The sequence below is a fragment of the Paraburkholderia lycopersici genome, from assembly GCF_900096975.1.
Lineage (GTDB): Bacteria > Pseudomonadota > Gammaproteobacteria > Burkholderiales > Burkholderiaceae > Paraburkholderia > Paraburkholderia lycopersici.
Window position 1 is genome coordinate 69,350 of sequence record NZ_FMYQ01000006.1, and the last position, 22,395, is coordinate 91,744.

Annotated in this window: 25 protein-coding genes; 9 read left to right on the plus strand and 16 right to left on the minus strand. The window is 65.8% G+C overall.

Annotated elements, in window-relative coordinates:
- Positions 1–29: 29 nt before the first annotated feature.
- The 9 genes from BLU17_RS08985 to BLU17_RS09025 form a co-directional block, all read right to left on the minus strand.
- Positions 30–1,040, minus strand: coding sequence for an inorganic phosphate transporter (locus BLU17_RS08985; RefSeq protein ID WP_091996381.1), 1,011 nt, complete (start codon positions 1,038–1,040; stop codon positions 30–32).
- Positions 1,041–1,050: 10 nt separating this feature from the next.
- Entirely contained in the window at positions 1,051–1,677 is a 627-nt protein-coding gene (locus BLU17_RS08990) for a DUF47 domain-containing protein (RefSeq protein WP_091996382.1), read from the minus strand.
- 159 nt (positions 1,678–1,836) lie between these two features.
- Positions 1,837–3,219 (minus strand): replicative DNA helicase, encoded by a 1,383-nt coding sequence (locus BLU17_RS08995; RefSeq protein ID WP_091996383.1) that lies wholly within the window; start codon positions 3,217–3,219, stop codon positions 1,837–1,839.
- A gap of 148 nt (positions 3,220–3,367) precedes the next feature.
- Positions 3,368–3,820 carry a 50S ribosomal protein L9 gene (gene rplI, locus BLU17_RS09000; protein WP_091996384.1) on the minus strand — a complete coding sequence of 151 codons (453 nt, stop codon included), beginning with the start codon at positions 3,818–3,820 and terminating at the stop codon, positions 3,368–3,370.
- 27 nt (positions 3,821–3,847) lie between these two features.
- The gene (rpsR, locus tag BLU17_RS09005) at positions 3,848–4,123 is read right to left on the minus strand and encodes a 30S ribosomal protein S18 (protein ID WP_017776738.1); all 276 of its coding nucleotides are present in this window, start codon (positions 4,121–4,123) and stop codon (positions 3,848–3,850) included.
- 2 nt (positions 4,124–4,125) lie between these two features.
- Complete coding sequence (priB, locus tag BLU17_RS09010; RefSeq protein WP_091996385.1) at positions 4,126–4,425, minus strand: primosomal replication protein N; 300 nt, start codon at positions 4,423–4,425, stop codon at positions 4,126–4,128.
- 45 nt (positions 4,426–4,470) lie between these two features.
- Positions 4,471–4,842: a 30S ribosomal protein S6 gene (gene rpsF, locus BLU17_RS09015; RefSeq protein ID WP_028224726.1), complete on the minus strand. Its 372-nt coding sequence runs from the start codon at positions 4,840–4,842 to the stop codon at positions 4,471–4,473.
- Between the two features lie 200 nt (positions 4,843–5,042).
- On the minus strand, positions 5,043–5,963 hold the full coding sequence (locus BLU17_RS09020; RefSeq protein ID WP_091996386.1) for a zf-HC2 domain-containing protein: 921 nt from the start codon (positions 5,961–5,963) through the stop codon (positions 5,043–5,045).
- Positions 5,953–6,723 carry an RNA polymerase sigma factor gene (locus tag BLU17_RS09025; RefSeq protein WP_091996523.1) on the minus strand — a complete coding sequence of 257 codons (771 nt, stop codon included), beginning with the start codon at positions 6,721–6,723 and terminating at the stop codon, positions 5,953–5,955. Before BLU17_RS09025 ends, BLU17_RS09020 begins: the two co-directional genes overlap by 11 nt.
- Positions 6,724–6,893: 170 nt before the next feature.
- Here BLU17_RS09025 and BLU17_RS09030 point away from each other — a divergent pair, with 170 nt between their 5' ends.
- Together BLU17_RS09030 and BLU17_RS09035 are read left to right on the plus strand one after the other, a co-directional pair.
- Positions 6,894–7,793, plus strand: a complete 900-nt coding sequence (locus tag BLU17_RS09030; RefSeq protein ID WP_091996387.1) for a metallophosphoesterase family protein — start codon at positions 6,894–6,896, stop codon at positions 7,791–7,793.
- A 48-nt stretch (positions 7,794–7,841) separates the two neighbouring features.
- Entirely contained in the window at positions 7,842–8,228 is a 387-nt protein-coding gene (locus tag BLU17_RS09035; RefSeq protein WP_091996388.1) for a cupredoxin domain-containing protein, read from the plus strand.
- 11 nt (positions 8,229–8,239) lie between these two features.
- Here BLU17_RS09035 and BLU17_RS09040 read toward each other — a convergent pair whose 3' ends face one another.
- Positions 8,240–9,148: a LysR family transcriptional regulator gene (locus BLU17_RS09040; protein WP_091996389.1), complete on the minus strand. Its 909-nt coding sequence runs from the start codon at positions 9,146–9,148 to the stop codon at positions 8,240–8,242.
- A gap of 211 nt (positions 9,149–9,359) precedes the next feature.
- Here BLU17_RS09040 and gcl point away from each other — a divergent pair, with 211 nt between their 5' ends.
- From gcl to lysM, 4 genes are all read left to right on the plus strand, one after another.
- Positions 9,360–11,135, plus strand: a complete 1,776-nt coding sequence (gene gcl / locus BLU17_RS09045; RefSeq protein ID WP_091996390.1) for a glyoxylate carboligase — start codon at positions 9,360–9,362, stop codon at positions 11,133–11,135.
- Between the two features lie 93 nt (positions 11,136–11,228).
- Positions 11,229–12,026, plus strand: a complete 798-nt coding sequence (gene hyi / locus BLU17_RS09050) for a hydroxypyruvate isomerase (RefSeq protein WP_091996391.1) — start codon at positions 11,229–11,231, stop codon at positions 12,024–12,026.
- A gap of 47 nt (positions 12,027–12,073) precedes the next feature.
- Positions 12,074–12,979, plus strand: coding sequence for a 2-hydroxy-3-oxopropionate reductase (locus BLU17_RS09055; protein WP_091996392.1), 906 nt, complete (start codon positions 12,074–12,076; stop codon positions 12,977–12,979).
- A 447-nt stretch (positions 12,980–13,426) separates the two neighbouring features.
- On the plus strand, positions 13,427–13,933 hold the full coding sequence (gene lysM, locus BLU17_RS09060; RefSeq protein WP_091996393.1) for a peptidoglycan-binding protein LysM: 507 nt from the start codon (positions 13,427–13,429) through the stop codon (positions 13,931–13,933).
- A gap of 72 nt (positions 13,934–14,005) precedes the next feature.
- Here the strand turns inward: lysM and BLU17_RS09065 are convergent, their stop codons facing one another.
- The 6 genes from BLU17_RS09065 to BLU17_RS09090 form a co-directional block, all read right to left on the minus strand.
- The gene (locus BLU17_RS09065) at positions 14,006–15,034 is read right to left on the minus strand and encodes an asparaginase (RefSeq protein ID WP_091996524.1); all 1,029 of its coding nucleotides are present in this window, start codon (positions 15,032–15,034) and stop codon (positions 14,006–14,008) included.
- A 49-nt stretch (positions 15,035–15,083) separates the two neighbouring features.
- Positions 15,084–16,010 (minus strand): CysB family HTH-type transcriptional regulator, encoded by a 927-nt coding sequence (locus tag BLU17_RS09070; protein WP_091996394.1) that lies wholly within the window; start codon positions 16,008–16,010, stop codon positions 15,084–15,086.
- Positions 16,011–16,083: 73 nt separating this feature from the next.
- Positions 16,084–17,142, minus strand: coding sequence for a sulfate/molybdate ABC transporter ATP-binding protein (locus tag BLU17_RS09075; protein ID WP_091996395.1), 1,059 nt, complete (start codon positions 17,140–17,142; stop codon positions 16,084–16,086).
- Positions 17,143–17,184: 42 nt separating this feature from the next.
- Complete coding sequence (gene cysW / locus BLU17_RS09080; protein ID WP_245746778.1) at positions 17,185–18,168, minus strand: sulfate ABC transporter permease subunit CysW; 984 nt, start codon at positions 18,166–18,168, stop codon at positions 17,185–17,187.
- Positions 18,165–19,076 carry a sulfate ABC transporter permease subunit CysT gene (gene cysT, locus BLU17_RS09085; RefSeq protein WP_091996525.1) on the minus strand — a complete coding sequence of 304 codons (912 nt, stop codon included), beginning with the start codon at positions 19,074–19,076 and terminating at the stop codon, positions 18,165–18,167. Before cysT ends, cysW begins: the two co-directional genes overlap by 4 nt.
- Before the next feature lie 140 nt (positions 19,077–19,216).
- Positions 19,217–20,266 (minus strand): sulfate ABC transporter substrate-binding protein, encoded by a 1,050-nt coding sequence (locus tag BLU17_RS09090; protein ID WP_091996396.1) that lies wholly within the window; start codon positions 20,264–20,266, stop codon positions 19,217–19,219.
- Between the two features lie 271 nt (positions 20,267–20,537).
- Between BLU17_RS09090 and lexA the strand changes: the two genes are divergently transcribed.
- From lexA to BLU17_RS09105, 3 genes are all read left to right on the plus strand, one after another.
- Positions 20,538–21,188 (plus strand): transcriptional repressor LexA, encoded by a 651-nt coding sequence (gene lexA, locus BLU17_RS09095; RefSeq protein ID WP_091996397.1) that lies wholly within the window; start codon positions 20,538–20,540, stop codon positions 21,186–21,188.
- Positions 21,189–21,221: 33 nt separating this feature from the next.
- Positions 21,222–21,599 (plus strand): hypothetical protein, encoded by a 378-nt coding sequence (locus tag BLU17_RS09100; RefSeq protein WP_091996398.1) that lies wholly within the window; start codon positions 21,222–21,224, stop codon positions 21,597–21,599.
- Between the two features lie 114 nt (positions 21,600–21,713).
- Entirely contained in the window at positions 21,714–22,349 is a 636-nt protein-coding gene (locus BLU17_RS09105) for a DUF2939 domain-containing protein (protein WP_091996399.1), read from the plus strand.
- The last annotated feature ends 46 nt before the right edge of the window (positions 22,350–22,395 follow it).

Below are 22,395 nucleotides of genomic sequence, written 5' to 3' on the forward strand. Positions count from 1 at the left end.
CACTGCGGCGCCCAAAGGCGCCGCAGGTTCTAGATGAATCGGTGACCGAGCCACCAGGCCGCCGCGGCCAGCGTGGCCGAGGCGGGAATCGTCAGGACCCACGCCCAGACGATGTTGCCCGCCACTCCCCAACGCACGGCGCTCAGCTTCTGTGTCGCGCCAACGCCGACAATCGCGCCCGTGATCGTGTGCGTAGTCGAAACGGGAATGCCCATCCACGAAGCCGTGAAGAGCGTGAGCGCCCCGCCCGCCTCCGCGCAGAAGCCGCCCACAGGTTTGAGCTTGGTAATCTTCTGCCCCATCGTACGCACAATGCGCCAGCCGCCGAACAGCGTGCCGAGCCCCATCGACAGGTAGCAGCCGCCGATCACCCAGACCGGCGGCGCATCGGCGCCCGGCAACGCGAAGCCCGTGGCGATCAGCAGCATCCAGATGATGCCGATGGTCTTCTGTGCGTCGTTGCCGCCGTGGCCGAGGCTATAGAGGCTCGCCGAGATGAGCTGCAAGCGCCGGAAGCGCCGGTCCACCTTGCTCGGCGGCGTGCGGAAATACAGCCACGACACCGTGAGCATGAAGAACGAACCCAGCACGAAGCCAAGCAGCGGCGAGATGAAGATGAACGCCACGGTCTTCATGAGGCCGTCGAGATTGAGCGAGGTCCAGCCCGACTTCGCGAGCGCCGCGCCTACGAGCCCACCGATCAGCGCGTGCGAAGAACTCGACGGAATTCCGTAATACCAGGTCAGCACGTTCCAGCCGATCGCGCCCATCAGCGCGCCGAACACGACGTAATGATCGACGATGTCGGGGTCGATGGTGCCCTTGCCCACCGTCTGCGCCACCTTCAGGTGGAACACGAAATAGGCGATCACGTTGAACATGGCGGCGAACGCCACCGCCTGTTGCGGCTTGAGCACGCCCGTGGACACGACCGTGGCGATGGAGTTCGCCGCGTCGTGAAAACCGTTCATGAAGTCGAAGATGAGAGCGATGGCGACAAGGGTCGCGACCGCCCAAAGGGCGAGTTGTATCGATTGCATCGCGGTCCGCTCAGGCGTTCTCTAGCACGATGCCTTCGATGATGTTCGCGACATCCTCGCACTTGTCCGTGATCGTTTCGAGCAGTTCGTAGATCGCCTTCAGCTTAATCAGCGTCTTGACGTCGTCTTCCTCGCGGAACAGCTTCGACATGGCCGCGCGCAACAGGCGGTCGGCGTCGGATTCGAGGCGGTCGATGTCCTCGCAGGCCTGCAGGATCGCGCGCGCCTGCTTCATGTCGGACAACAGCGCCACGGCCGCCTGCAGCCGCTCGGCCGTGGCCGTCACCACGTGCGCCAGCTGTCTCGCCTCGGAAGTCACCGCCTGCACGTCATAGAGCGAAATGGCCGTGGCGACGTCCTCCATGAGGTCGAGGCAGTCGTCCATCGTGGTAATCAGCTTGTGGATCTCGTCGCGATCGAGCGGCGTGATGAAGGTCTTGTGCAGCAGGTCGATCGCTTCGTGCGTGAGCTTGTCCGCCGCCTTTTCGGCCGCCTGGACGTTCTGCTTGTGCACCTCGGCATCGGCCAGGTTGTCGATCAGGAGTTCGAGCTCGTGGCTCGCGGAAACGATGCACTTCGCGTGCGCATTGAAGATTTCGAAGAACTTGCCCTCGGTGGGCATGAAGCGACCGAACATTGGTATCCCGGAAATTGGTCTCGGATTGCCGTCACAAAACGGCAAGATAGCCGTCATAAAACGGCAATATTGTATCGTCAGGCGAGAGCCGCCGCATGGATTGGCCGGCGCTCATGCAGCATTTGCGCCACTTTGGCGCAAGCTGCCTTCCCGCCGGCGTTATTCGCCGTAGAAGTTCTGCGCACCGGCAAAGTTGTCGAACTTCGTGTATTGCCCATGGAACGTGAGGCGAACCGGGCCGATCGGACCGTTACGTTGCTTGCCGATGATGATTTCCGCGGTACCCTTGTCAGGGCTGTCGGGGTTGTAGACTTCGTCGCGGTAAATGAACAGGATGACGTCTGCATCCTGCTCGATGGCGCCCGATTCGCGCAGGTCCGACATCACGGGACGCTTGTTCGGTCGTTGCTCGAGACCGCGGTTCAACTGCGACAACGCGATCACGGGCACGTCCAGTTCCTTCGCGAGGCTCTTGAGCGAACGCGAAATTTCGGAGATCTCGGTCGCGCGGTTTTCGCCCGATGTCGAACCGCTCATGAGCTGCAGGTAATCGATGATGATGAGGCCGAGCTTGCCGCACTGGCGCGACAGGCGCCGCGCGCGCGAGCGCAGCTCCATCGGATTCAGGCCGCCCGTTTCGTCGATGAAGATCTGCGCCTCGCTCATTTTCTGCACGGCGTGCGTGAGCTTCGGCCAGTCTTCGTCGGTCAGGCGGCCGGTGCGCATGCGGTGCTGGTCGAGACGGCCCACCGAGCCGAGCATACGCATGATGAGCTGTGTGCCCGGCATTTCCATTGAGAACACCGCCACCGGCAGACCATATTCCACGGCCACGTATTCGCCGATGTTCATCGAGAACGCCGTTTTACCCATCGACGGACGGCCCGCCACGATGATCAGTTCGCCGCCGTGCATGCCCGACGTCATGCGGTCGAGGTCCATGAAGCCCGTGGGCGTGCCCGTCACGTCGCTTGGATTAGCCGTGTGATAGAGCGTGTCGATTCGCTCCACGACCTGCGTGAGCAGCGGCCCGATTTCGAGGAAGCCCTGGGTACCGCGCGCGCCGTCTTCGGCGATCGAGAACACTTTCGCCTCGGCCTCGTCGAGCAACTGGCGCACTTCCTTGCCCTGCGGGTTGAAGGCGTCGGCGGAAATCTCGTCGGCGACGGAAACGAGGCGGCGCAGCACCGCCCGGTCGCGCACGATTTCCGCGTAGCGGCGGATGTTCGCGGCGCTAGGCGTGTTCTGCGCGAGCGCGTTCAGGTACGCGAGCCCGCCCACGTCGTCGGCCTTGCCCGATGTGCCGAGCGCTTCGTACACCGTCACCACGTCGGCCGGACGCGTGGAGGCGATCAGACGGCCGATATGTTCGAAGATGACGCGGTGATCGTAGCGGTAGAAGTCGCTTTGCGAGAGGAAGTCGGCAATCCGGTCCCAGGCGCCGTTATCCAGCAGCAGGCCGCCGAGTACCGACTGCTCGGCTTCGATCGAATGCGGCGGGACTTTCAGCGACTCGAGTTGGGGATCTTTCGGAGCGTTCATGGAGGGCAATTATCGGGCAATCGGGGCGCCCGGAACAAGCTTCAAAGCACGCTAATGAGCGCAACAAAAAAGGCAGAAGCCCTGCGGCTCCTGCCCTTCCTGAGTCCTGCATCAAACCCGTGCGGCCCGTACGGGCCCGCACGTGCGCTTAGGCGTGCTCGCCCAGCACCGACACCGTGACGTCGACGAGGACGTCGGTGTGCAGCGAAACCTGCACCGGGTGGTCGCCCACCATCTTCAGCGGGCCTTCCGGCAGGCGCACTTGGGCCTTTTCCACTGAGAAGCCTTGCTTCGTGAGCGCGCCGGCGATGTCGGCGTTCGTGACCGAGCCGAACAGACGGCCGTCCACACCCGCCTTCTGGCTGATCTGAACGGTCAGGCCATTGAGCTTTTCGCCTTCGGCTTGCGCGGCTGCCAGCTTCTCGGCGGCGGCCTTTTCGAGTTCGGCGCGGCGAACTTCGAATTCGGCGATTGCGTCCTTCGTTGCGCGGCGTGCCTTCTTGTTCGGGATCAGGAAGTTACGTGCGTAACCGTCCTTCACCTTGACGATGTCGCCGAGGTTGCCCAGGTTGACGACTTTTTCCAGAAGAATGATCTGCATTCTATTGCTCCTTATCGCGTCGTCTTGTTAGGCCTTGTGCTGGTCGGTGTACGGCATCAGCGCGAGGAAACGCGCGCGCTTGATAGCCGTGTCCAGCTGACGCTGATAGTGGGCCTTCGTACCCGTCAGACGAGCCGGCGTGATCTTGCCGTTTTCGCCGATGAAGTCCTTCAGCGTTTCGATGTCCTTGTAGTCGATCTGCTCGACGCCTGCAGCCGTGAAGCGGCAGAACTTCTTGCGCTTGAAGAGCGGGTTTTGCTGTTGACGACGCTTGTCGAATTTCTTACCAGTAGGGCGGGCCATGATTAGTCCTTTCCTGTGCCTTGCATTTCGGTGATGTGAAACACCAGGGTTCGCGCATTACGGTGCTTTTTCGCCAGAAAGCCGGTGAAGAGCGCTTCCACGCCCATCTCGCAGCTTTCCACGAGACCGCAGGCCTTGCCGGCCGCCACCGCGGGCATCGTGAGTTCGACGAAGCGGGAAACACCGGCCTCGACGACCTCCGTGCGGTGCTGCAACGTGACGCTGGCGATCGGAACGCCGGCGGGGGTATACCGCACCGGTTCGCGTTCGACGACGCTAGCCGTGAGTTGCAGCCTGTTCACGGGGTTAATTCACGCAACTGAGCTTGAATCCTGATGGCTTGTGTTTTAAGCCTGCGCTTCGGTCGGCTGGGCAGCCGCCTTCTTGGCTTCTTCGCGCTGCACTTCCTTCATCATCGGCGACGGGCCGGTTTCGGCCTTCTTCATCTTGACAATGAGGTGACGCAGGACGGCATCGTTGAACTTGAACGCGTGTTCCAGTTCGTCGAGCGTGGCCTGGTCGCATTCGATGTTCATGCAGACGTAGTGAGCCTTCGCGAGTTTCTCGATCATGTAGGCCAGTTGACGACGGCCCCAGTCTTCGATGCGGTGGATCTGGCCACCGTGCGAGGTGATCGTGCCCTTGTAGCGCTCGATCATGGCGGGCACTTGCTCGCTCTGATCGGGGTGCACGATGAAGACAATTTCGTAATGACGCATGTATCACTCCTTGTGGATTAGAGCCACCCGGGCGTCGGAACCGGTGCGGCAAGTGAGAAGCCGAAGATTGTAGCGCGCCGCTGCCGCCCGCGCAACTGGAATCGCGCGGCGGCGGTCTGATTCGGGCGTGTTTTCAATGACTTGCGGCGCGCATGTCGCCTGAACATGTCTCGCCTCGTGGCGCCACGTTGCGGCAGCGCCTACCCGCCGGCCGTCTCGCTCGCGCCAGCCGAAAGACGGGCGTCGAGCGCCGCGCGCAGGCCGTCGAGCGCATCGGCGCCCGCGTCCGTCACGGCCCACCACGTCATGCCCGCCGCCTGCCAGCGCTCGAGTGCGTAGCCCTCGCTCGTATGCGTCGCCGCGCCGCCCGGGAACACCGAGCCGCTCGCGCCGGGCGGGAACACGTAGACGTCGATCACGTGCTTGCGATAGTGATAGACGAGCACCGCGACGCGCTCGCGCCCCACATAGTCGAGGCGCCCTCCAGCGAGCGCAAAGCCCTGCTGCGCCAGGTCGAAGACGGGTGGCGCGTAGTCGATGCGGCCGTTGAACCACGGCTTCACGGTATGGCGGTCCGTCGAGATCACGTCGAGGTCGCGGCCCGAGATCTGGGCGCGCACGTGGCTCGACACCAGATCATCGACGAACGCGGCTTCCGCCGCCGGGCGACGCAGATGCAACGCGGCGATCACGGCGAGCGCGCACAGCACCAGCGCGGCGCAGCCGAACCACGCTAGCGTCGCCGCGCGCGGGCCCGCGCCGTCTGCCGGGGCGCTCCAGCCGCCCGCCCCGCCGCCGCCTGCCGCCTGGCCGCCTTGCAGCCGGTCGCGCAGCCACGCGCGCCACCCGGACGGACCGCGCGCGCGCGAAGGCGACCGGCTTGCCATCGCGGGCGCGTCCTCCGTCGCCGGCAAAGAAGCAACGATGCGCGCGGCAAGCCCGGCGGGCGGCCGGTGATAGGGCGCGCAGCGAATCATGCGGGAAATGGCCTGCGCCTCGTCGGCGGCGCGGCGGCACGCTGCGCAACTGGCCAGATGCTCGCGCACGCGCCACTCGTCGGCGGCGGAGAGTTCGCGATCGACGCTCGCGTCGACCAGCGGGCGCGCTTCGTTACAGTTCATCGGGCGCCTCCGTGGTACGGCCTTCGGTACGTGGGCGTTGGCGCGAAGGCGCGCCGCCGTCGGCGGACGGCTCCTCGCGGAACCGTCCGCCCGTTTCACGGCCGGATGATCTCCTGGCTTGACGGCTTCCCCCGACTCCCGGCCGGCCTTCCCCACAACCGTCTGCGCGCATGGCCGCTTCGCCCGCCGATGCCTGGCCGCGCCCGGCACCCCGGTAAGCCGCCAGCAGCACCGCAAGACGCCGCCGGCCGCGCGAGAGCCGCGACATCACCGTGCCGACGGGCAAGTCGGCAATCGCTGCGATTTCACGGTAGCCAAGTTCCTCGAGCTCGCGCAGCACCAGCACCTCGCGGTATTCCACGGGCAGGCGCTGCAGCGCGGCCTGCACGTGGCGCGCGTCCTCGGCACGGATGGCGAGCGTCTCGGGATCGATGCCGCCCGTTTCCCAGCCTTCGAGCGGCGCGTCGTCGCGCAGGTCGTCGAGCGGCGCGACGTCTTCCGCGCCCGCGCGCCGCCGCCACTCGTCGTACCAGACGCGCCGCACGATCGCGAGCAGCCACGGGCGCGCTTCTTCGCCGCGAAACGCGTCGAAGAAGCGAAACGCGCGCAGAAACGCCTCCTGGACGATGTCTTCCGCGTCGCCCGGATTGCGCGAGAGCCAGCGCGCGAGGTTGTAGGCCGCATCGAGATGCGGCAGCGCCAGCGCCTGGAAACGGCGGCTGCGCCCTGCCTCGTCCTGCTCGTACGCGGATTCGCCCACGTCGTCCCCTCGCGTCTTCGTCTGGCTCGCGCGACCGTGGCCGCGATGCACGCATTACCGACGCCGGGCCCAGTTTATTCCCGCCGCGCACACGCGAATACGAAAAAAATGTGGGAATGGAAAGCGTATCAATCCGGTAGGACAGTCATCCAACCCGAGAGGAGACTGTCATGCACACCCGCCTCACCCGCCGCGATTTCCTGCACCTGGCCGCCGTCGGCGGCGGCGCCGCGTTCGCCTCGGCGCTGCCCGGCTGGGCCGCCGGCCAGGCAGCGGGCCATGCCAACTTCTTCTTCGTACAGCTCTCCGACGCCCACTGGGGCTTCGAGGGCCCGGCCGTCAATCCCGACGCGAAGGGCACGCTGCCGAAGGCGATCGCCGCCGTCAACGCGCTGCCGGCCCAACCCGACTTCGTGATGTTCACGGGCGACCTCACCCACACGACCGACGACCCCGCCGTGCGCCGCGCGCGCATGCGCGAGTTCCAGCAAATCGTCGGCGGATTGCGCGCGAAGCCGCTCCATCTGATGCCCGGCGAGCACGACGCGAGCCTCGACAACGGCGCCGCGTTTCGCGAACTGTTCGGCGAGACGCACTACACATTCGACCATCGCGGCGTGCACTTCATCGTGCTCGACAATGTGTCCGATCCGGCGGGACGCATCGGCGAGACCCAGCTTGCGTGGCTCGCCGACGATCTGAACCGGCAGCCGGAGGACGCGCGCATCGTCGTCTTCACGCACCGTCCGCTCTTCGACCTCGCGCCCCAGTGGGACTGGGCAACGCGCGACGGCGCCCAGGCGATCTCGCTGCTGCAGAAGCATCCGTACGTCACCGTGTTCTACGGCCACATCCACCAGGAGCATCACGCGATGACGGGCACGATCGCGCATCACGCCGCGCGCTCGCTGATGTTCCCGCTGCCCGCGCCGATGTCGCAGGCGCAACGCCTGCCGGTGCCCTGGGACGCATCCGCGCCGTACAAGGGACTCGGCTGGCGCAGCGTCGAGGTCGACGGCGCGCCGCAGGCTTACGCGCTCAACGAAATGCCGATCCGCACGCTGGGCTGAACGCATCGACACCCATCGACACCCGTCGACACCAACCGGGAGCCCAGGATGCCGAAACTCGCCCCGCTCTTCGCCCGTGCGCCCAGCGCGGCGCGCCGCCGCTGGCTCGTTGCCGCCGCCGCGAGCGCCGCGGCCTTGCTGCGCATCGACGCGCACGCCGCGCCGCGCGTCATCAAGGTCCACGCGCGGCGCTTCGTCTTCGCGCCCGATCACATCGCGCTCGCTCCGCACGAGCAGGTCGTGTTCGAGATCACCGCGCAGGACACCACGATGGGTTTCTCGATCCCTCAGTTCGGCGTGCGCGCCGACGTGCCGCCGGGCACCGTGGTCAAGCTCGCCGCCACGGCGGGCGACGCGGGCACCGTGCCGTTTTTGTGCGACATCTTCTGTGGCTCGGGGCACGAGTCGATGAACGGCGTGATCGTGGTCGGTTGACGGCGCGAGGACTACGCGCCGCTCCAGTAACCGGGCCGCGCGTAGACCTCCTTGAGGTAGTCGATGAAATACCGCACTCTCGCGGGCACGTAACGCTGCTGCGGATACACCGCGAGGATGTCGTAATCGGGCAGCGCGTACTCGTCGAGCACGGTTTCGAGCTCGCCGCGCGCGAGCTGTGCGTCGATCTCCCATGTCGAGCGCCAGCCAAGTCCGAGGCCTTCGGTCACCCAGCGGTGCAGCAGTTCGCCGTCGTTGCAGTCGAGCGTGCCGCCCACGCGAACGGTCACGAGCTTGCCGTTGCGGCTGAAGTACCAGCCGCGGTTCTGGCCGCCCTGCAGGTTGAACGCAAGGCAGTTGTGGTTGGGCAAGTCTTCGAGCGCTTTCGGGCGCCCGTGCTTGCGAAAGTATTCGGGCGTGCCGCACACCACGCGGCGGTTCGAGGCCAGCTTCACGGCGACGAAGTTCGGATCGACCGCGCCGCCGATGCGGATCGACAGATCGTAGCCCTCGCGCACCAGATCGACCACGCGGTCGGTGAGATTGAACGACACCTGCAGCTCCGGCTTGTCGGCGAGAAACCCGGGTGCGAGCGGCGCAACGTGCTTGCGCCCGAACGCGGCGGGGGCCGAAACGATCAAATGGCCGCTCACCACCTGGCGGCCCGCCGAAAGTTCGTTCTCGGCCTGGTCCCAGTCGGCGAGCAGGCCGCGGCAACGCTCCAGAAACGCAGCGCCTTCCTCGCTCACCACGAGCCGCCGCGTCGAGCGGTAGATCAGCTTCACGCCGAGGCGCTTTTCCAGCGCGTCGATGCGCCGCCCGAGTATCACCGGCGAGACGCCCTCCTCGAGCGCCGCCGCAGCGAGGCTGCCTGCGTCCGCCACGCGCACGAAGGTTTCGATCTGCTTGAAGCGGTCCATTTCCTGTCTCCTCTCCCCGATCCGACCCGAGCGCCGGTGCGCCGCCCGCCATCCCGGACGCCCCGCCCGAAAACGCCGCCGCACCGGCATTCCATACTTTTTGTTTCGGAATAAACGACCTGGACTGATCTTATCAAACCTTTCCCGCACGCCTACAGTGGGCCTCAACCGCTTAGCCATTCCTCGCATACGAGACATTCAGGAGATATTCATGGCCAAAATGAGAGCCGTCGACGCCGCCGTGCTCGTGCTCGAAAAAGAAGGCATCGACACCGCCTTCGGCGTGCCGGGCGCCGCCATCAATCCGCTCTACTCGGCGCTCAAGCAGGCCGGCGGCATCACGCACGTGCTGGCGCGCCACGTCGAGGGCGCCTCGCACATGGCCGAAGGCTATACGCGCGCCGCGCCCGGCAACATCGGCGTATGCATCGGCACCTCGGGCCCCGCGGGCACCGACATGATCACGGGCCTCTATTCCGCGCAGGCCGACTCGATTCCGATCCTCGCGATCACGGGCCAGGCGCCGCGCGCCCGCCTCTACAAGGAGGACTTCCAGGCCGTCGATATCGAGTCGATCGCCAAACCCGTCACGAAGTGGGCCGTGACCGTGCGCGAGCCGGCGCTCGTGCCGCGCGTGTTCCAGCAGGCGTTCCACCTGATGCGCTCGGGCCGCCCGGGCCCCGTGCTCGTGGACCTGCCGATCGACGTGCAACTCGCCGAGATCGAATTCGACATCGGCACCTACGAGCCGCTGCCCGTCTACAAGCCGAAGGCGACGCGCAAGCAGATCGAAGCCGCGCTCGAACTGCTCAATGCGAGCGAGAGGCCGCTGATCGTCTCGGGCGGCGGCGTGCTCAACGCGGCGGCCGAGGACCTGCTCGTCAAGTTCGCCGAAACGGTGGGCGTGCCCGTGATCCCGACGCTGATGTCGTGGGGCGCCATCGCCGACGACCATCCGCTCATGGCCGGCATGGTCGGCCTGCAGACTTCGCACCGCTACGGCAACGCCACGATGCTCGCCTCGGATTTCGTGCTCGGCATCGGCAACCGCTGGGCGAACCGCCACACGGGCAGCGTCGAGGTCTACACGAAGGGCCGCAAGTTCGTGCACGTCGACATCGAACCGACGCAGATCGGCCGCGTGTTCGGCCCGGACCTCGGCATCGTCTCGGACGCGAAAGCCGCGCTCGAGCTGTTCGTCGAAGTCGCGCAGGAATGGCAGGCCGCGGGCAAGCTGAAGGACCGCGGCGCGTGGGTGGCCGACTGCCAGCAACGCAAGCGCACGATGCACCGCAAGACGCACTTCGACAATGCGCCGATCAAGCCGCAGCGCGTGTACGAAGAAATGAACAAGGCGTTCGGCCGCGACACCTGCTACGTGAGCACGATCGGCCTTTCGCAGATCGCGGGCGCGCAGTTCCTGCATGTGTACAAGGCGCGCAACTGGATCAACTGCGGCCAGGCCGGCCCGCTCGGCTGGACGATTCCGGCGGCGCTCGGCGTGCGCGCGGCCGACCCGTCGCGGCCCATCGTGGCGCTTTCGGGCGACTACGACTTCCAGTTCATGATCGAGGAGCTGGCCGTGGGCGCGCAGTTCAAGCTGCCCTACGTCCACGTCGTGGTGAACAACTCGTACCTCGGCCTGATCCGCCAGGCGCAGCGCCAGTTCGACATGGACTTCTGCGTGCAGCTCGCGTTCGAGAACATCAACGCGCCCGAAGTGAACGGCTATGGCGTCGATCACGTCGCGGTGGCCGAAGGACTTGGCTGCAAGGCGCTGCGCGTGTTCAAGCCCGAGGACATCGCCCCGGCCTTGAAACAGGCGCAGTCGCTTGCCGCCGAGTTCAGCGTGCCCGTCGTGGTCGAGGTGATTCTCGAACGCGTGACCAACATTTCGATGGGCGCGGAAATCGACGCGATCAACGAGTTCGAGGAACTCGCCGAGAAGCCCGAGCACGCGCCGACGGCCATCGCTCTGCAATCCTGATGTTTCAGCGTTTTGCCTCATCCGCTTTTCGCGCTCAGCCCTGACGTGCGAAAAGCGGTCTCTCTCCCACTCATCGCCCCAGGAGGCACACCCATGCCGAAATTTGCCGCGAACCTCACCATGCTGTTCAATGAAGTGCCGTTTCTCGACCGCTTCGCCTCGGCTGCGCAAGCGGGCTTCGACGCCGTCGAGTTCCTGTTCCCGTATCCGTACAAGGCCGCCGACCTCGCCGAGCGTCTCGAAGCCAACGGACTGAAGCTCGTGCTGCACAACCTGCCCGCGGGCAACTGGGATGCGGGCGAGCGCGGCATTGCGTGCCTGCCCGATCGTAAAGGCGAGTTCCAGGAAGGCGTCGGCCGCGCGATCGCGTATGCGAAGGCGCTGAAGGTGCCGCAACTGAACTGTCTCGTCGGCATTCCGGCGGCCGGCATGGATCGCGAGACGGCGCTCGCCACGATCGTGGAGAACCTGCGCTACGCGGCCGGCGAGCTCGGGCGCGAAGGCATCCGACTGCTGGTCGAGCCGTGCAACGCGTACGACATTCCCGGCTTCGCGCTGAACCGCTCGGCCGAGGCGCTCGACGTAATCGCCCAAACGAAGTCGGACAACCTGTTCCTGCAGTACGACATCTATCACATGCAGCGCATGGAGGGCGAACTGGCCGCGACGATCAAAAAGCACTTCGCGAAGATCGCCCACATCCAGCTTGCCGACAACCCGGGCCGCAACGAGCCCGGCACCGGCGAAATCCACTACCCGTTCCTGTTCGATCTGCTCGATTCGCTCGGCTACGAGGGCTATATCGGCTGCGAGTACAAGCCGCGCACGACGACTGTCGAAGGTCTCGGCTGGCTGCGCAGCGCGAAGCAGCGCACCGCCGAACTCGCCTGAACGACGCGGGACGGGACACCCGCATTCGACTTAATGGAGAAACACTGATGGCAAAGATTGGCTTTATCGGACTGGGCATCATGGGCGCGCACATGGCGCGCAATCTCATCAAGGGCGGCCACGCGCTCGCCGTGAACGGCAAGTACCCGGTGCCCGACGATCTGCGCGCGCAAACCGAGGTCGTCGCCGATTCGACGGCCGTGGCGAAGACTTCGGACATCGTCATCGTGATGGTGCCGGACACGCCCGACGTCGGCAACGTGCTGTTCGCCGACGACGGCGTCGCCAAGGGGCTGTCGGCCGGCAAGCTCGTGATCGACATGAGCTCGATTTCGCCCATCGAAACGCAGCAGTTCGCGAAGCAGATCAACGCGCTCGGCTGCGACTATCTCGACGCGCCCGTCTCGGGCGGCGAAGTCGGCGCACGCGAAGCCACGCTCACGATCATGGTGGGCGGCCCGCAGAAGTCGTTTGAGCGTGCATTGCCGCTGTTCGAACTGATGGGCAAGAACATCTCGCTCATCGGCGACAACGGCGCAGGCCAGACCTGCAAGGTGGCGAACCAGATCATCGTCGCGCTGAACATCGAGGCCGTGGCCGAGGCGCTGCTGTTCGCCGCGCGCTCGGGCGCCGATCCGGAGCGCGTGCGCCGTGCGCTGATGGGCGGCTTCGCTTCGTCGCGCATTCTCGAAGTGCACGGCGAGCGCATGACGAAGCGCACGTTCAATCCGGGCTTTCGCATCGAACTGCACCAGAAGGACCTGAACCTCGCCCTCGACGGCGCGCGCAAGCTCGGCATCGCGCTGCCGCACACGGCGAGCGCGCAGCAGCTCTTCAGCGTGTGCGCGGCGAACGGCGGCAAGGCGTGGGACCACTCGGCGCTGATCCGCGCGCTCGAAATCATGGCGAACTTCGAGATCGCCGAGCCGGCGGCGCAAGTGAAGGCCGCATAAGTCGCGGCACGGCGGTTCGCACGACGCAACGCGCGAACCGCCGCCGCAATTCGATCACACATTCGGGCTGACGCGCGAACGCTATGGCGCGCGCCGGCCTCCCGTGGGGCGCTCCGTGGCGGCGGCAACCGCCGCGGGGCAAATCGGTGCCGCTCTGGGCTGAGGGCGGCCAGTGGGGTCCGAAAGCGGCGCCCGGTGACGGCGGGGAAGCCTTGGTCGGTCAGACGTCGTCACCGGGTGTCCGCGTACGGATGCCCTTTTTCGTTTTCTTCGTTTTCTTCGTTCCCCGCGTTTCACAGTCTTTAACGTCGCCCCGATGGACACCTTCACGGCCGCGTTTCCATAATCGTGCTTTCATCCCTTTCATCCGTCTGTCACGCAGACGGCTCAAGGTGGACGCGAAACGCGACCACCCCAGTCATTTCCTGCACGTGAGGAGTGTGATCGATGGGCATCATCAATTTCATCAAGGAAGCCGGCGAAAAACTGTTCGGCGCGAGCGCCGCGCCGGCCGCCGCCGAACCAGCCGCCGCACCGGCCGACGCCGCCGCGAATCTCGCCGCGCTGAACCAGAAAGCCGGCGACGCCATCGCGGCCTATATCCGCTCGCAGGGTCTCGACGCCGACAACCTCGGCGTGACCTACGACGGCGTCTCGCACACCGTGACCGTGACCGGCAACGCCGCCGACCAGCCGACGAAGGAGAAGATTCTCGTCGCGGCCGGCAACGTGCAGAACGTCGACAAGGTCGACGACCAGATGACCGTGACGAATCCGGCGCCCGAAGCGCAGCACCACACGGTGGTCGCCGGCGACAACCTCTGGAAGATCGCCGAGAAGTACTACGGCAGCGGCGCGAAAAACGACGTGATCTTTGAGGCGAACACGCCGATGCTCAAGAGCCCGGACAAGATCTATCCGGGTCAGGTGCTCGTAATCCCGCCGCTGCAATAAGCGAGGCGGCAAACAAAACGGGCCTGGCGAATCGCCGCCAGGCCCGTTTTCTTTTTACGGCGCCGCTTGCGTTCAGTACGTATCGAATACGCCCTGCAATGCCGCCTTGCCGGTTGCGCCTGCAGCGAGCGCGAGCAGCAGCAGCACGCGCGCCTTGTAAGGGCTCAGCGTGCCGGCGGAGACGAAGCCGAGCGCATCGTCTTTCGCCGCGCCGTTATGCATCACGTGGCCCGAGCCGACGCGCGACGCGCGCACGACGGCCACGCCCCTCGCGGCCGCCTCGGCCAGCGCCTGCTGCAAGGCACCGTGAATCGAGCCGTTGCCCGTGCCGGCCACGACGAGGCCGTCGACACCGGCGGCCACGAGCGCTTCGACCGCCGCGCGCGACACGCCGGCATAGCTCGTCACGATCTCGACCTGCGGCCACTGCGACGGCGCGGAAAACGGTGCATCGATCGTATGCGGGCGCAGCGCGCGGCGCTGGCACTCCACGCGCCCATCCTGCACCCAGCCCAGCGCGCCGATTTCGGGCGACTGGAACGCATCGACGGCATAGGTGCTGATCTTCGCGACGTCGCGCGCGCAATGAATGCGGTTGTTGAACGCCACCATCACGCCTTGCCCCGCCGCTGTCGCGCTCGCAGCGAGCGTGACGGCGTTGAGCAGATTCAGCGGCCCGTCGGCCGAAAGCGCCGTGGCGGGCCGCATGGCCGCCGTCAGCACGCAGGGCTTCGCGCTTTTCACCGTGAGGTGCAGCAGGTAGGCGGTTTCTTCGAGCGTGTCCGTGCCGTGCGTGATCACCACGCCGTCGATCTCGTCGCTCGCCAGCAATTCGTTCACGCGCTGCGCGAGCGTGGTCCACAGCGCGAGCGACATGTCCTTACTGTCGATGCTCGCGACCTGCTCGGCCTGGATCTGCGCAATGGCGTCGAGGCCCGGCACGGCCGCGAGCAACTGCGCGACGCCGATCACGCCGGCCTGATAGCCGGCGGTGTTCGCGGCGTCGGCCGCGGAGCCCGCGATGGTCCCACCGGTGGCGAGTACGGCAATGCGCGGCAACACCTTGGGCGCCGCCGGCGAAAAGGAAGGGGAAGTGTTCATGGCGGCGATTTTAAGCGATCCGCCGGCCGCCACGAAAACCGGCGCGATATCAGCCTGGCTCGCGCAACTGGCTCGCGATCTGCTGCTCGGTGAGCTGCGGCGCGAACATCTCGATGAGCCGGTACGCGTACTGACGCAGGAACGCGCCCCTGCGCAGCCCCACGCGCGTCGTGCTCTCCTCGAACAGATGCTCCGTATCGAGCGCGACGAGTTCGGTGTCGCGTTTCGCCTCGTAGGCCATCGCCGCGACGATGCCCACGCCCATGCCGAGCTCGACGTAGGTTTTGATCACGTCGGCGTCGATGGCGGTCAGCACCACGTCGGGCACCACGCCCGCCTTCGCAAACGCCTGGTCGATGTGCGAGCGCCCCGTGAAGTCCTGGTCGTAAGTGATGACCGGATATTCGGCCACGTCTTCCAGCGTGAGATTCTCGCGGCCCACGAGCGGATGCGTCTTCGGCACCACCACCACGTGATGCCACGAGTAGCACGGAAACGTGACGATGTCGGAGAAGCGGTCGAGCGCCTCGGTCGAGATGCCGATGTCGGCCTCGCCGTTGATGATCATCTGCGCGATCTGCTGCGGATTCCCCTGGCGCAGCGCGAGATGCACCTTCGGAAACACCTCGCGGAACTGGTGCACGACTTTCGGCAGCGCGTAGCGCGCCTGCGTGTGCGTCGTCGCGACCACGAGGTGGCCGCTGTCCTGGTCCGCGAACTGGCGCGCCACGCGGCGCAGGTTCTCGGCGTCGAGCAGCATGCGCTCGATCAGCTGATGCACGGCTTTGCCGGGCTCCGTGAGGCCGGTCAGGCGCTTGCCGCGGCGAATGAAGATGTCGACGCCGAGCTCGTCTTCGAGATCCTTGATCTGCTTCGAGACGCCCGACTGCGACGTATAAAGCACGTTCGCGACCTCGGTCAGGTTCATGTTCTGCCGCACGGCTTCGCGCACGAAACGCAACTGCTGAAAATTCATGGTCTTTTCTCCGATACTGCCGACCGATTATTCGTTTTAGTCGATGTGAACACTGTCGCGCGAACTGCGCCGCTCATTGCGCGGGAAACACGCGCAGCCCCCGCGGAACGGCCGTCACCCCCTCGCCTACCGCGATTCCCAGCTCGCGCCACGACTCGCGGTCGAGTTCGGCTTCGAGCACGCCGCCCGCGCGGCTTTCGAGCTCCACGCGCACCGAGCCGCCCAGCGTCACCACGCGCCGCACGTCGACGACGATGCCGTCGCGACGATCGCTCGCCTCGCGATGCAGCACGAGATCGTGCGGCCGCACATAGGCGAGCGCCGGGCCCTCGAAGCTCGCCTGCACCGAGATCGGCTGCGCCGCGCCGTCGGCCACGAAGCCGCGCGAGTCCACGCTTCCGCGCAGCCGGTTCGCCGCGCCGAGAAATTCGTAGACGAAAGCCGTCTGCGGATGATCGTAGACGTCCTGCGGGCCGCCCACCTGCTCCACGCGCCCGTGATTCATCACGACGATGCGGTCGGCCACTTCGAGCGCTTCTTCCTGGTCGTGCGTGACGAAGATCGTCGAGATGTGCAGGTCGTCGTGCAGGCGTCGCAGCCAGGAGCGCAGCTCCTTGCGCACCTTGGCGTCAAGCGCGCCGAACGGCTCGTCGAGCAGCAGCACCTTCGGCTCGACGGCGAGCGCGCGAGCGAGCGCGATGCGCTGACGCTGGCCGCCCGAAAGCTCGGACGGATAGCGCTGCGCGAGCCAGTCGAGCTGCACGAGCTTGAGCAGCTCGTGCACCTTCTCGCGGATCACGGCTTCCGAGGGCCGCTCGCTGCGCGGCTTCACGCGCAGGCCGAACGCCACGTTTTCGAACACCGTCATATGGCGGAACAGCGCGTAATGCTGGAACACGAAACCTACCTGACGCTCGCGCGCGCCCACCGCGCCCACGTCCTGGCCTTGCAGCACGACCTGGCCCGCGTCGGCGTATTCGAGGCCCGCGATCACGCGCAGCAGCGTGGTCTTGCCGCAACCGGAAGGTCCGAGCAAGGCGACGAGCTCGCCCGGCGGAAAATCGAGCGACACGTTATCGAGGGCGGTGAAGTCGCCGAAGCGCTTCTGCAGATTGCTAACGGTGATGCCCATGTTGACTGCTCTCCTGTCGGCCAGAGCCGGCGCACTGGCGCCTTACTGCGGCCCCACGAAATGTTGCTGTTGAACCGCCTGACGCACTGCGCGAGGCGCCCCTGCATGTTGCGAGACCTGCTGCGAGGCGGCCACAGGCGGCCCCGCATGCGCGGGAACCTCGTCGGCGCCGCGCAGCTCGGCCGAAAGATGGCGCTCGGCGAGCAGCTTCAGGCCCAGCGTCACGAGCGCGAGCAACGCGAGCAGCGACGCAACCGCGAACGCCGCCGCAAAGTTGTATTCGTTGTAGAGGATCTCGACGTGCAGCGGCATCGTGTCAGTCTGGCCGCGAATATGGCCCGACACCACCGAGACCGCGCCAAACTCGCCCATCGCGCGCGCGTTGCAGAGAATCACGCCGTACAGCAAACCCCACCGGATATTGGGCAACGTGACGCGGCGGAACATCTGCCAGCCCGAGGCGCCCAGCACGTGCGCGGCCTCTTCCTCGTCGTTGCCTTGCGCCTGCATCAGCGGAATCAGCTCGCGCGCGACGAAGGGGAACGTCACGAAGATCGTCGCGAGCACGATGCCGGGCACCGCGAAGATGATCTGTACGTTATGGTCTTCGAGCCACGGCCCGAGCCAGCCCTGTGCGCCGAACAGCAGCACGTAGACAAGGCCCGAGATCACGGGCGAGACCGAGAACGGCAGGTCGATCAGCGTGGTGAGCAGCGCCTTGCCGCGAAACTCGAACTTGGCGATCGCCCACGAAGCCGCGAGGCCGAACGCCAGATTGAGCGGCACCGCGATCGCCGCGGTGATGAGCGTGAGCTTGATCGCGGAAAGCGCGTCGGGGTCGGCGAGCGACTCGAAATAAAAACCGACGCCCTTTGAAAGAGCCTGCCAGAACACGGCGACGAGCGGCACCACCAGAAAGAGCGCGAGAAACGCGAGCGCGATGCCCGTGAGCAGCCAGCGCACCCAGGGCGCCTCGGTCACGGGGTCCGGTCCGCGCGCGCCTCGCGATTGCGGCACCCGGCTCATTGCGCACCTCCCGCGACAGTTGCGCCGGCAACGGCATGGGGCGCGCCGGCCGCCGGGACGCCCCGGCTCGTGCGCCGCTGCAAGTACCACTGCAGCGAATTGATGAGAAGCAGCATGACGAACGAGACGCAGAGCATGACCACGGCGAGCGCCGTCGCGCCCGCGTAGTCGTATTGTTCGAGCTTCGTGATGATGAGGAGCGACGTGATTTCCGACTTCATCGGCACGTTGCCCGCGATGAAGATGACCGAGCCGTATTCGCCCAGCGCGCGCGCGAACGCGAGCGCAAACCCGGTGAGCAGCGCCGGGAGCACGGCAGGCAGCACGACGCGGCGAAACGTGAGCCAGCGCGACGCGCCGAGGCACGCGGCGGCCTCCTCCTGCTCGCGCTCGAAATCCTCGAGCACCGGCTGCACCGTGCGCACGACGAAAGGCAGGCCGATGAAGGTCAGCGCCACGAGCACGCCAAGCGGCGTAAACGCGATCTTGAGGCCGAGCGGCTGCAAAAACTGGCCGATCCAGCCATTGCCGGCATAGACGGCTGCGAGCGAGATACCCGCCACCGAAGTCGGCAGCGCGAACGGCAGATCGACGAGCGCGTCGACGATGCGCTTGAGCGGGAACGTATAGCGCACGAGCACCCACGCGAGCAAAAAGCCGAACACCGCGTTAATGAGCGCCCCGCCGAGCGCCGCCGTAAACGTGAGCCGATACGACGCGATCACGCGCGGCGACCACACGGCGCGCACGAACTGGCTCCAGTCGAGCGTGGCGGTCTTGAGGAAGGTGGCGGCAAGCGGAATGAGCACCACGAGGCTCAGGTAAGCCACCGTGATGCCGAGCGTCATGCCGAATCCCGGCAGTGCGCTGGGCTTGCGTAATCGAAACGTCGATCGAAACGTCGTCATGCTCATCGTCCAGACATGGGTTGCGCGCTCTCCGTGCTCAAAAGCGGCGCCGAAAAGCGCGCCCGTGGGCGCGCTTCTTTGTTATGCGGTCGCATCGGTTATCGATTGCCGGCCGTTACTGCATTCCTGCTGTTCCCGCATTACTGCGGTTGATAGATCGAGTCGAACACGCCGCCATCCGCGAAATGCGTCTTCTGCGCGTTGGTCCAGCCGCCGAACGTGTCGTCGACCGTATAGAGCTTCAGCTTCGGAAATTTCGCCGTAAGCGCCGCAGGAACCTTGTCCGAGCGCGGACGGTAGAAGTTCCTCGCGGCGATCTCCTGGCCTTCTTCGCTGTAGAGGAACTGCAGATACGCTTCGGCCTGCCTGCGCGTCCCGCGTTTGTCGACGACCTTGTCCACCACGGCCACGGGCGGCTCGGCGAGGATACTCACCGAAGGCACCACGATCTCGAACTTCTCCGGGCCGAACTCCTTGAGCGAGAGGAACGCTTCGTTCTCCCATGCGATCAGCACGTCGCCGATGTCACGCTGCACGAAGCTCGTGGTCGCGCCGCGCGCGCCCGAGTCGAGCACGCCCGCGTTCTTGTAGAGCTTCGAGACGAACTCCTTCGCCTTCTGCTCGTTGCCGCCCGGCTGGTGCAGCGCGTACGCCCACGCGGCGAGGTAGTTCCAGCGCGCGCCGCCCGAGGTCTTCGGATTCGGCGTGACGATCGAGACACCCGGCTTGATCAGATCGTCCCAGTCCTTGATGTGCCTGGGATTGCCCTTCCTCACGAGGAACACGATGGTCGACGTATAAGGCGAGGCATTGTCGGGCAGGCGCTTTTGCCAGTCTTTCGCGACGAGGCCCTTGTTGGCGAGCGCGTCGATGTCCCATGCAAGCGCGAGCGTCACGACGTCGGCTTGCAGGCCGTCGAGCACCGACCGCGCCTGGGCGCCCGAACCGCCGTGCGACTGCTTGATGGTGAGCGTTTCGCCCGTCTTCGCCTTCCACTGCTTGATGAAGGCCTCGTTGATGTCCTGGTACAGCTCGCGCGTCGGGTCGTAGGACACGTTGAGCAGCGCGGTATCCGCGTGGGCGGCCGCGGGCGCCATCGCCGCGATACCGGCCAGCGGCGCGACGCCGATGACCACTTTTGCCGCCAGTGTTTTCAGCCAGCCCCCGCGCCCCGTATTCCTCGTACCCATTTATCTGTTCTCCGTGTCGTGTGTGGTTTGCCGCTAACGATGGAGGCCAGTCTAGCGACCTGCTTACATCATTAAAAATAATGTTTCCTCATTCTTTAATACGCAAAAGTGGTAAGGGCAGAGGAAGTCGCTGCGAACGCACTGATTTCTCTGCATTAACACGGGAAAACGCCCGCCTGGCGGCGGTCAGGGGACGAACTTCAAGTAACACTTGAAAAGCGGCGAGTACTGTATAAAAATACAGTCACCTGTTCAAACATACAGTGGCGCCATGACCAAACTCACCGCACGACAGCAGCAGGTTTTCGATCTGGTCCGCCGGGCGATCGAGCGCACGGGCTTCCCGCCTACGCGCGCCGAAATCGCGGCGGAACTCGGCTTCAGTTCGGCCAATTCGGCTGAGGAGCACCTGCGCGCACTGGCGCGCAAGGGCGTGATCGAGCTGGCCGCAGGCGCCTCGCGCGGCATCCGCCTCGTGGCGGGGCCCGACGATATGCCGCACCAGTTCACGCTGCCGCACCCGAGCATCATGCAGCTATCGCTGCCGCTCGTCGGTCGCGTCGCGGCGGGCAGTCCGATCCTCGCGCTGGAGCACATCTCCCAGAACTACATGTGCGACCCGGCGCTCTTCTCAAGCCGACCCGACTATCTGCTGAAGGTGCGCGGTCTCTCGATGCGCGACGCCGGCATTCTCGACGGCGACCTGCTCGCCGTGCAGAAGAAGAGCGAGGCGAAAGACGGCCAGATCATCGTGGCGCGCCTTGGCGACGACGTGACCGTGAAGCGCCTGAAGCGGCGCCCGAACGGCGTCGAACTGATCGCGGAGAACCCCGACTACGACAATATTTTTGTCGAGGCCGGCAGCGCGGATTTCGCGCTCGAAGGCATTGCGGTCGGCCTGATCCGGCCCACCGAATTCTAAAGAAGTCCGACTGCGCACCTTCTGGAGAGAGCCATGGAACGCCTTGCCCGCTTGCTGCCCTTTCGTCAATTCGGCCGTCTGCGCCACCTCCGCGGGATCGCCTCGTGTACGGTCCGGGAAGTGCGCGCCTCGGCTGCCGCGCTGAACGGCTCGCTCTTCGAGGACACGCCAGACATGGTGGCGACCAGCACGGCAGACCTGCCTGCGCTGCCTTCGGCCCAGCCGGCGTTCGCGCGCGTTTCGCTCAACGGCGCGCTCAATACCGGGCAGCCCATGCGGCGCGCGCCCGTGCGGGTCTACCAGGGCCCGTCGCGGCTCATTCTGGTCGGCACGGTAGACGCGGTTTGCCGCGCGATCGACCGCTGTATCGCCGAGCAGCACAGCGACCTGCCAGCGGCGCTCGCGAAGTAACCCCGCATGGCCTTCCTATGGGCCTTCCGATGCGACGGGGCGGCGCTCGGGATCGTTTTCGCGGGTTTGCGGTCAACATCGTGTTTCAACGACTTGTCCGAAACCTCCCCCCCCATGACGGAACCCCTCACGAACCCAGGTAAACCGCAAGGCTGGAAGAAGCCCGTCGCGATCACGGTCGCGGCCGTCGCGATCGTCGCCTTGCTCGGCTACGCTTATGCGTCGCCCTACATCGCGGTGAATCGCATGAAAGCCGCAGCGGACGCGCGCGACGCCGCCACGCTGAACCAGTACGTCGATTACCCCGCATTGCGCGTAAGCCTCAAGCAGCAGGTCGGCGACATGCTGCAGCGGCGCATCGGAGCGCAGCACAGCAGCAATCCGCTGCTGATTCTCGGCGCCGTGATCGGCGCGGCGCTCATTGGGCCGCTCGTGGACGCCTATGCCACGCCGGACGGCGTAACCGCACTGCTCAACGGCATGCCGCCCACGGGCAAGCCCGGCGAACGTCCTCAGGCGACGCCGCCAGCTTCCGAAGCGCCGCCCGCTCCCGCCGCGTCCGGCAACGGTACGCCCGAGCCCAGGCCGGTCACCACAGCCAGCTATCGCGGCCTCAACGAGTTTGCGCTCACATGGGATCGCAGCAACACGGGCGAGCACTATGCCGCCATCCTGCGGCGTCACGGGCTCTTCTCGTGGAAGCTCTCGGCGGTCGAGCTAAACGAAGGGAACGTCTCGGACAAAGACTGATTTGAAGCGAAAGCCGAATCGGACCGCCTTGGGGATGAACCGGCCC

What these genes read in the sequence shown, in the direction of transcription:
- BLU17_RS08985 (WP_091996381.1), bottom strand. Translation starts at nt 1,040, where the DNA reads ATGCAATCGATACAACTCGCCCTTTGGGCGGTCGCGACCCTTGTCGCC.
- BLU17_RS08990 (WP_091996382.1), bottom strand. Translation starts at nt 1,677, where the DNA reads ATGTTCGGTCGCTTCATGCCCACCGAGGGCAAGTTCTTCGAAATCTTC.
- BLU17_RS08995 (WP_091996383.1), bottom strand. Translation starts at nt 3,219, where the DNA reads ATGAACGCTCCGAAAGATCCCCAACTCGAGTCGCTGAAAGTCCCGCCG.
- rplI (WP_091996384.1), bottom strand. Translation starts at nt 3,820, where the DNA reads ATGCAGATCATTCTTCTGGAAAAAGTCGTCAACCTGGGCAACCTCGGC.
- rpsR (WP_017776738.1), bottom strand. Translation starts at nt 4,123, where the DNA reads ATGGCCCGCCCTACTGGTAAGAAATTCGACAAGCGTCGTCAACAGCAA.
- rpsF (WP_028224726.1), bottom strand. Translation starts at nt 4,842, where the DNA reads ATGCGTCATTACGAAATTGTCTTCATCGTGCACCCCGATCAGAGCGAG.
- BLU17_RS09020 (WP_091996386.1), bottom strand. Translation starts at nt 5,963, where the DNA reads ATGAACTGTAACGAAGCGCGCCCGCTGGTCGACGCGAGCGTCGATCGC.
- BLU17_RS09030 (WP_091996387.1), top strand. Translation starts at nt 6,894, where the DNA reads ATGCACACCCGCCTCACCCGCCGCGATTTCCTGCACCTGGCCGCCGTC.
- BLU17_RS09035 (WP_091996388.1), top strand. Translation starts at nt 7,842, where the DNA reads ATGCCGAAACTCGCCCCGCTCTTCGCCCGTGCGCCCAGCGCGGCGCGC.
- BLU17_RS09040 (WP_091996389.1), bottom strand. Translation starts at nt 9,148, where the DNA reads ATGGACCGCTTCAAGCAGATCGAAACCTTCGTGCGCGTGGCGGACGCA.
- gcl (WP_091996390.1), top strand. Translation starts at nt 9,360, where the DNA reads ATGGCCAAAATGAGAGCCGTCGACGCCGCCGTGCTCGTGCTCGAAAAA.
- hyi (WP_091996391.1), top strand. Translation starts at nt 11,229, where the DNA reads ATGCCGAAATTTGCCGCGAACCTCACCATGCTGTTCAATGAAGTGCCG.
- BLU17_RS09055 (WP_091996392.1), top strand. Translation starts at nt 12,074, where the DNA reads ATGGCAAAGATTGGCTTTATCGGACTGGGCATCATGGGCGCGCACATG.
- lysM (WP_091996393.1), top strand. Translation starts at nt 13,427, where the DNA reads ATGGGCATCATCAATTTCATCAAGGAAGCCGGCGAAAAACTGTTCGGC.
- BLU17_RS09065 (WP_091996524.1), bottom strand. Translation starts at nt 15,034, where the DNA reads ATGAACACTTCCCCTTCCTTTTCGCCGGCGGCGCCCAAGGTGTTGCCG.
- BLU17_RS09070 (WP_091996394.1), bottom strand. Translation starts at nt 16,010, where the DNA reads ATGAATTTTCAGCAGTTGCGTTTCGTGCGCGAAGCCGTGCGGCAGAAC.
- BLU17_RS09075 (WP_091996395.1), bottom strand. Translation starts at nt 17,142, where the DNA reads ATGGGCATCACCGTTAGCAATCTGCAGAAGCGCTTCGGCGACTTCACC.
- cysW (WP_245746778.1), bottom strand. Translation starts at nt 18,168, where the DNA reads ATGAGCCGGGTGCCGCAATCGCGAGGCGCGCGCGGACCGGACCCCGTG.
- cysT (WP_091996525.1), bottom strand. Translation starts at nt 19,076, where the DNA reads ATGACGACGTTTCGATCGACGTTTCGATTACGCAAGCCCAGCGCACTG.
- BLU17_RS09090 (WP_091996396.1), bottom strand. Translation starts at nt 20,266, where the DNA reads ATGGGTACGAGGAATACGGGGCGCGGGGGCTGGCTGAAAACACTGGCG.
- lexA (WP_091996397.1), top strand. Translation starts at nt 20,538, where the DNA reads ATGACCAAACTCACCGCACGACAGCAGCAGGTTTTCGATCTGGTCCGC.
- BLU17_RS09100 (WP_091996398.1), top strand. Translation starts at nt 21,222, where the DNA reads ATGGAACGCCTTGCCCGCTTGCTGCCCTTTCGTCAATTCGGCCGTCTG.
- BLU17_RS09105 (WP_091996399.1), top strand. Translation starts at nt 21,714, where the DNA reads ATGACGGAACCCCTCACGAACCCAGGTAAACCGCAAGGCTGGAAGAAG.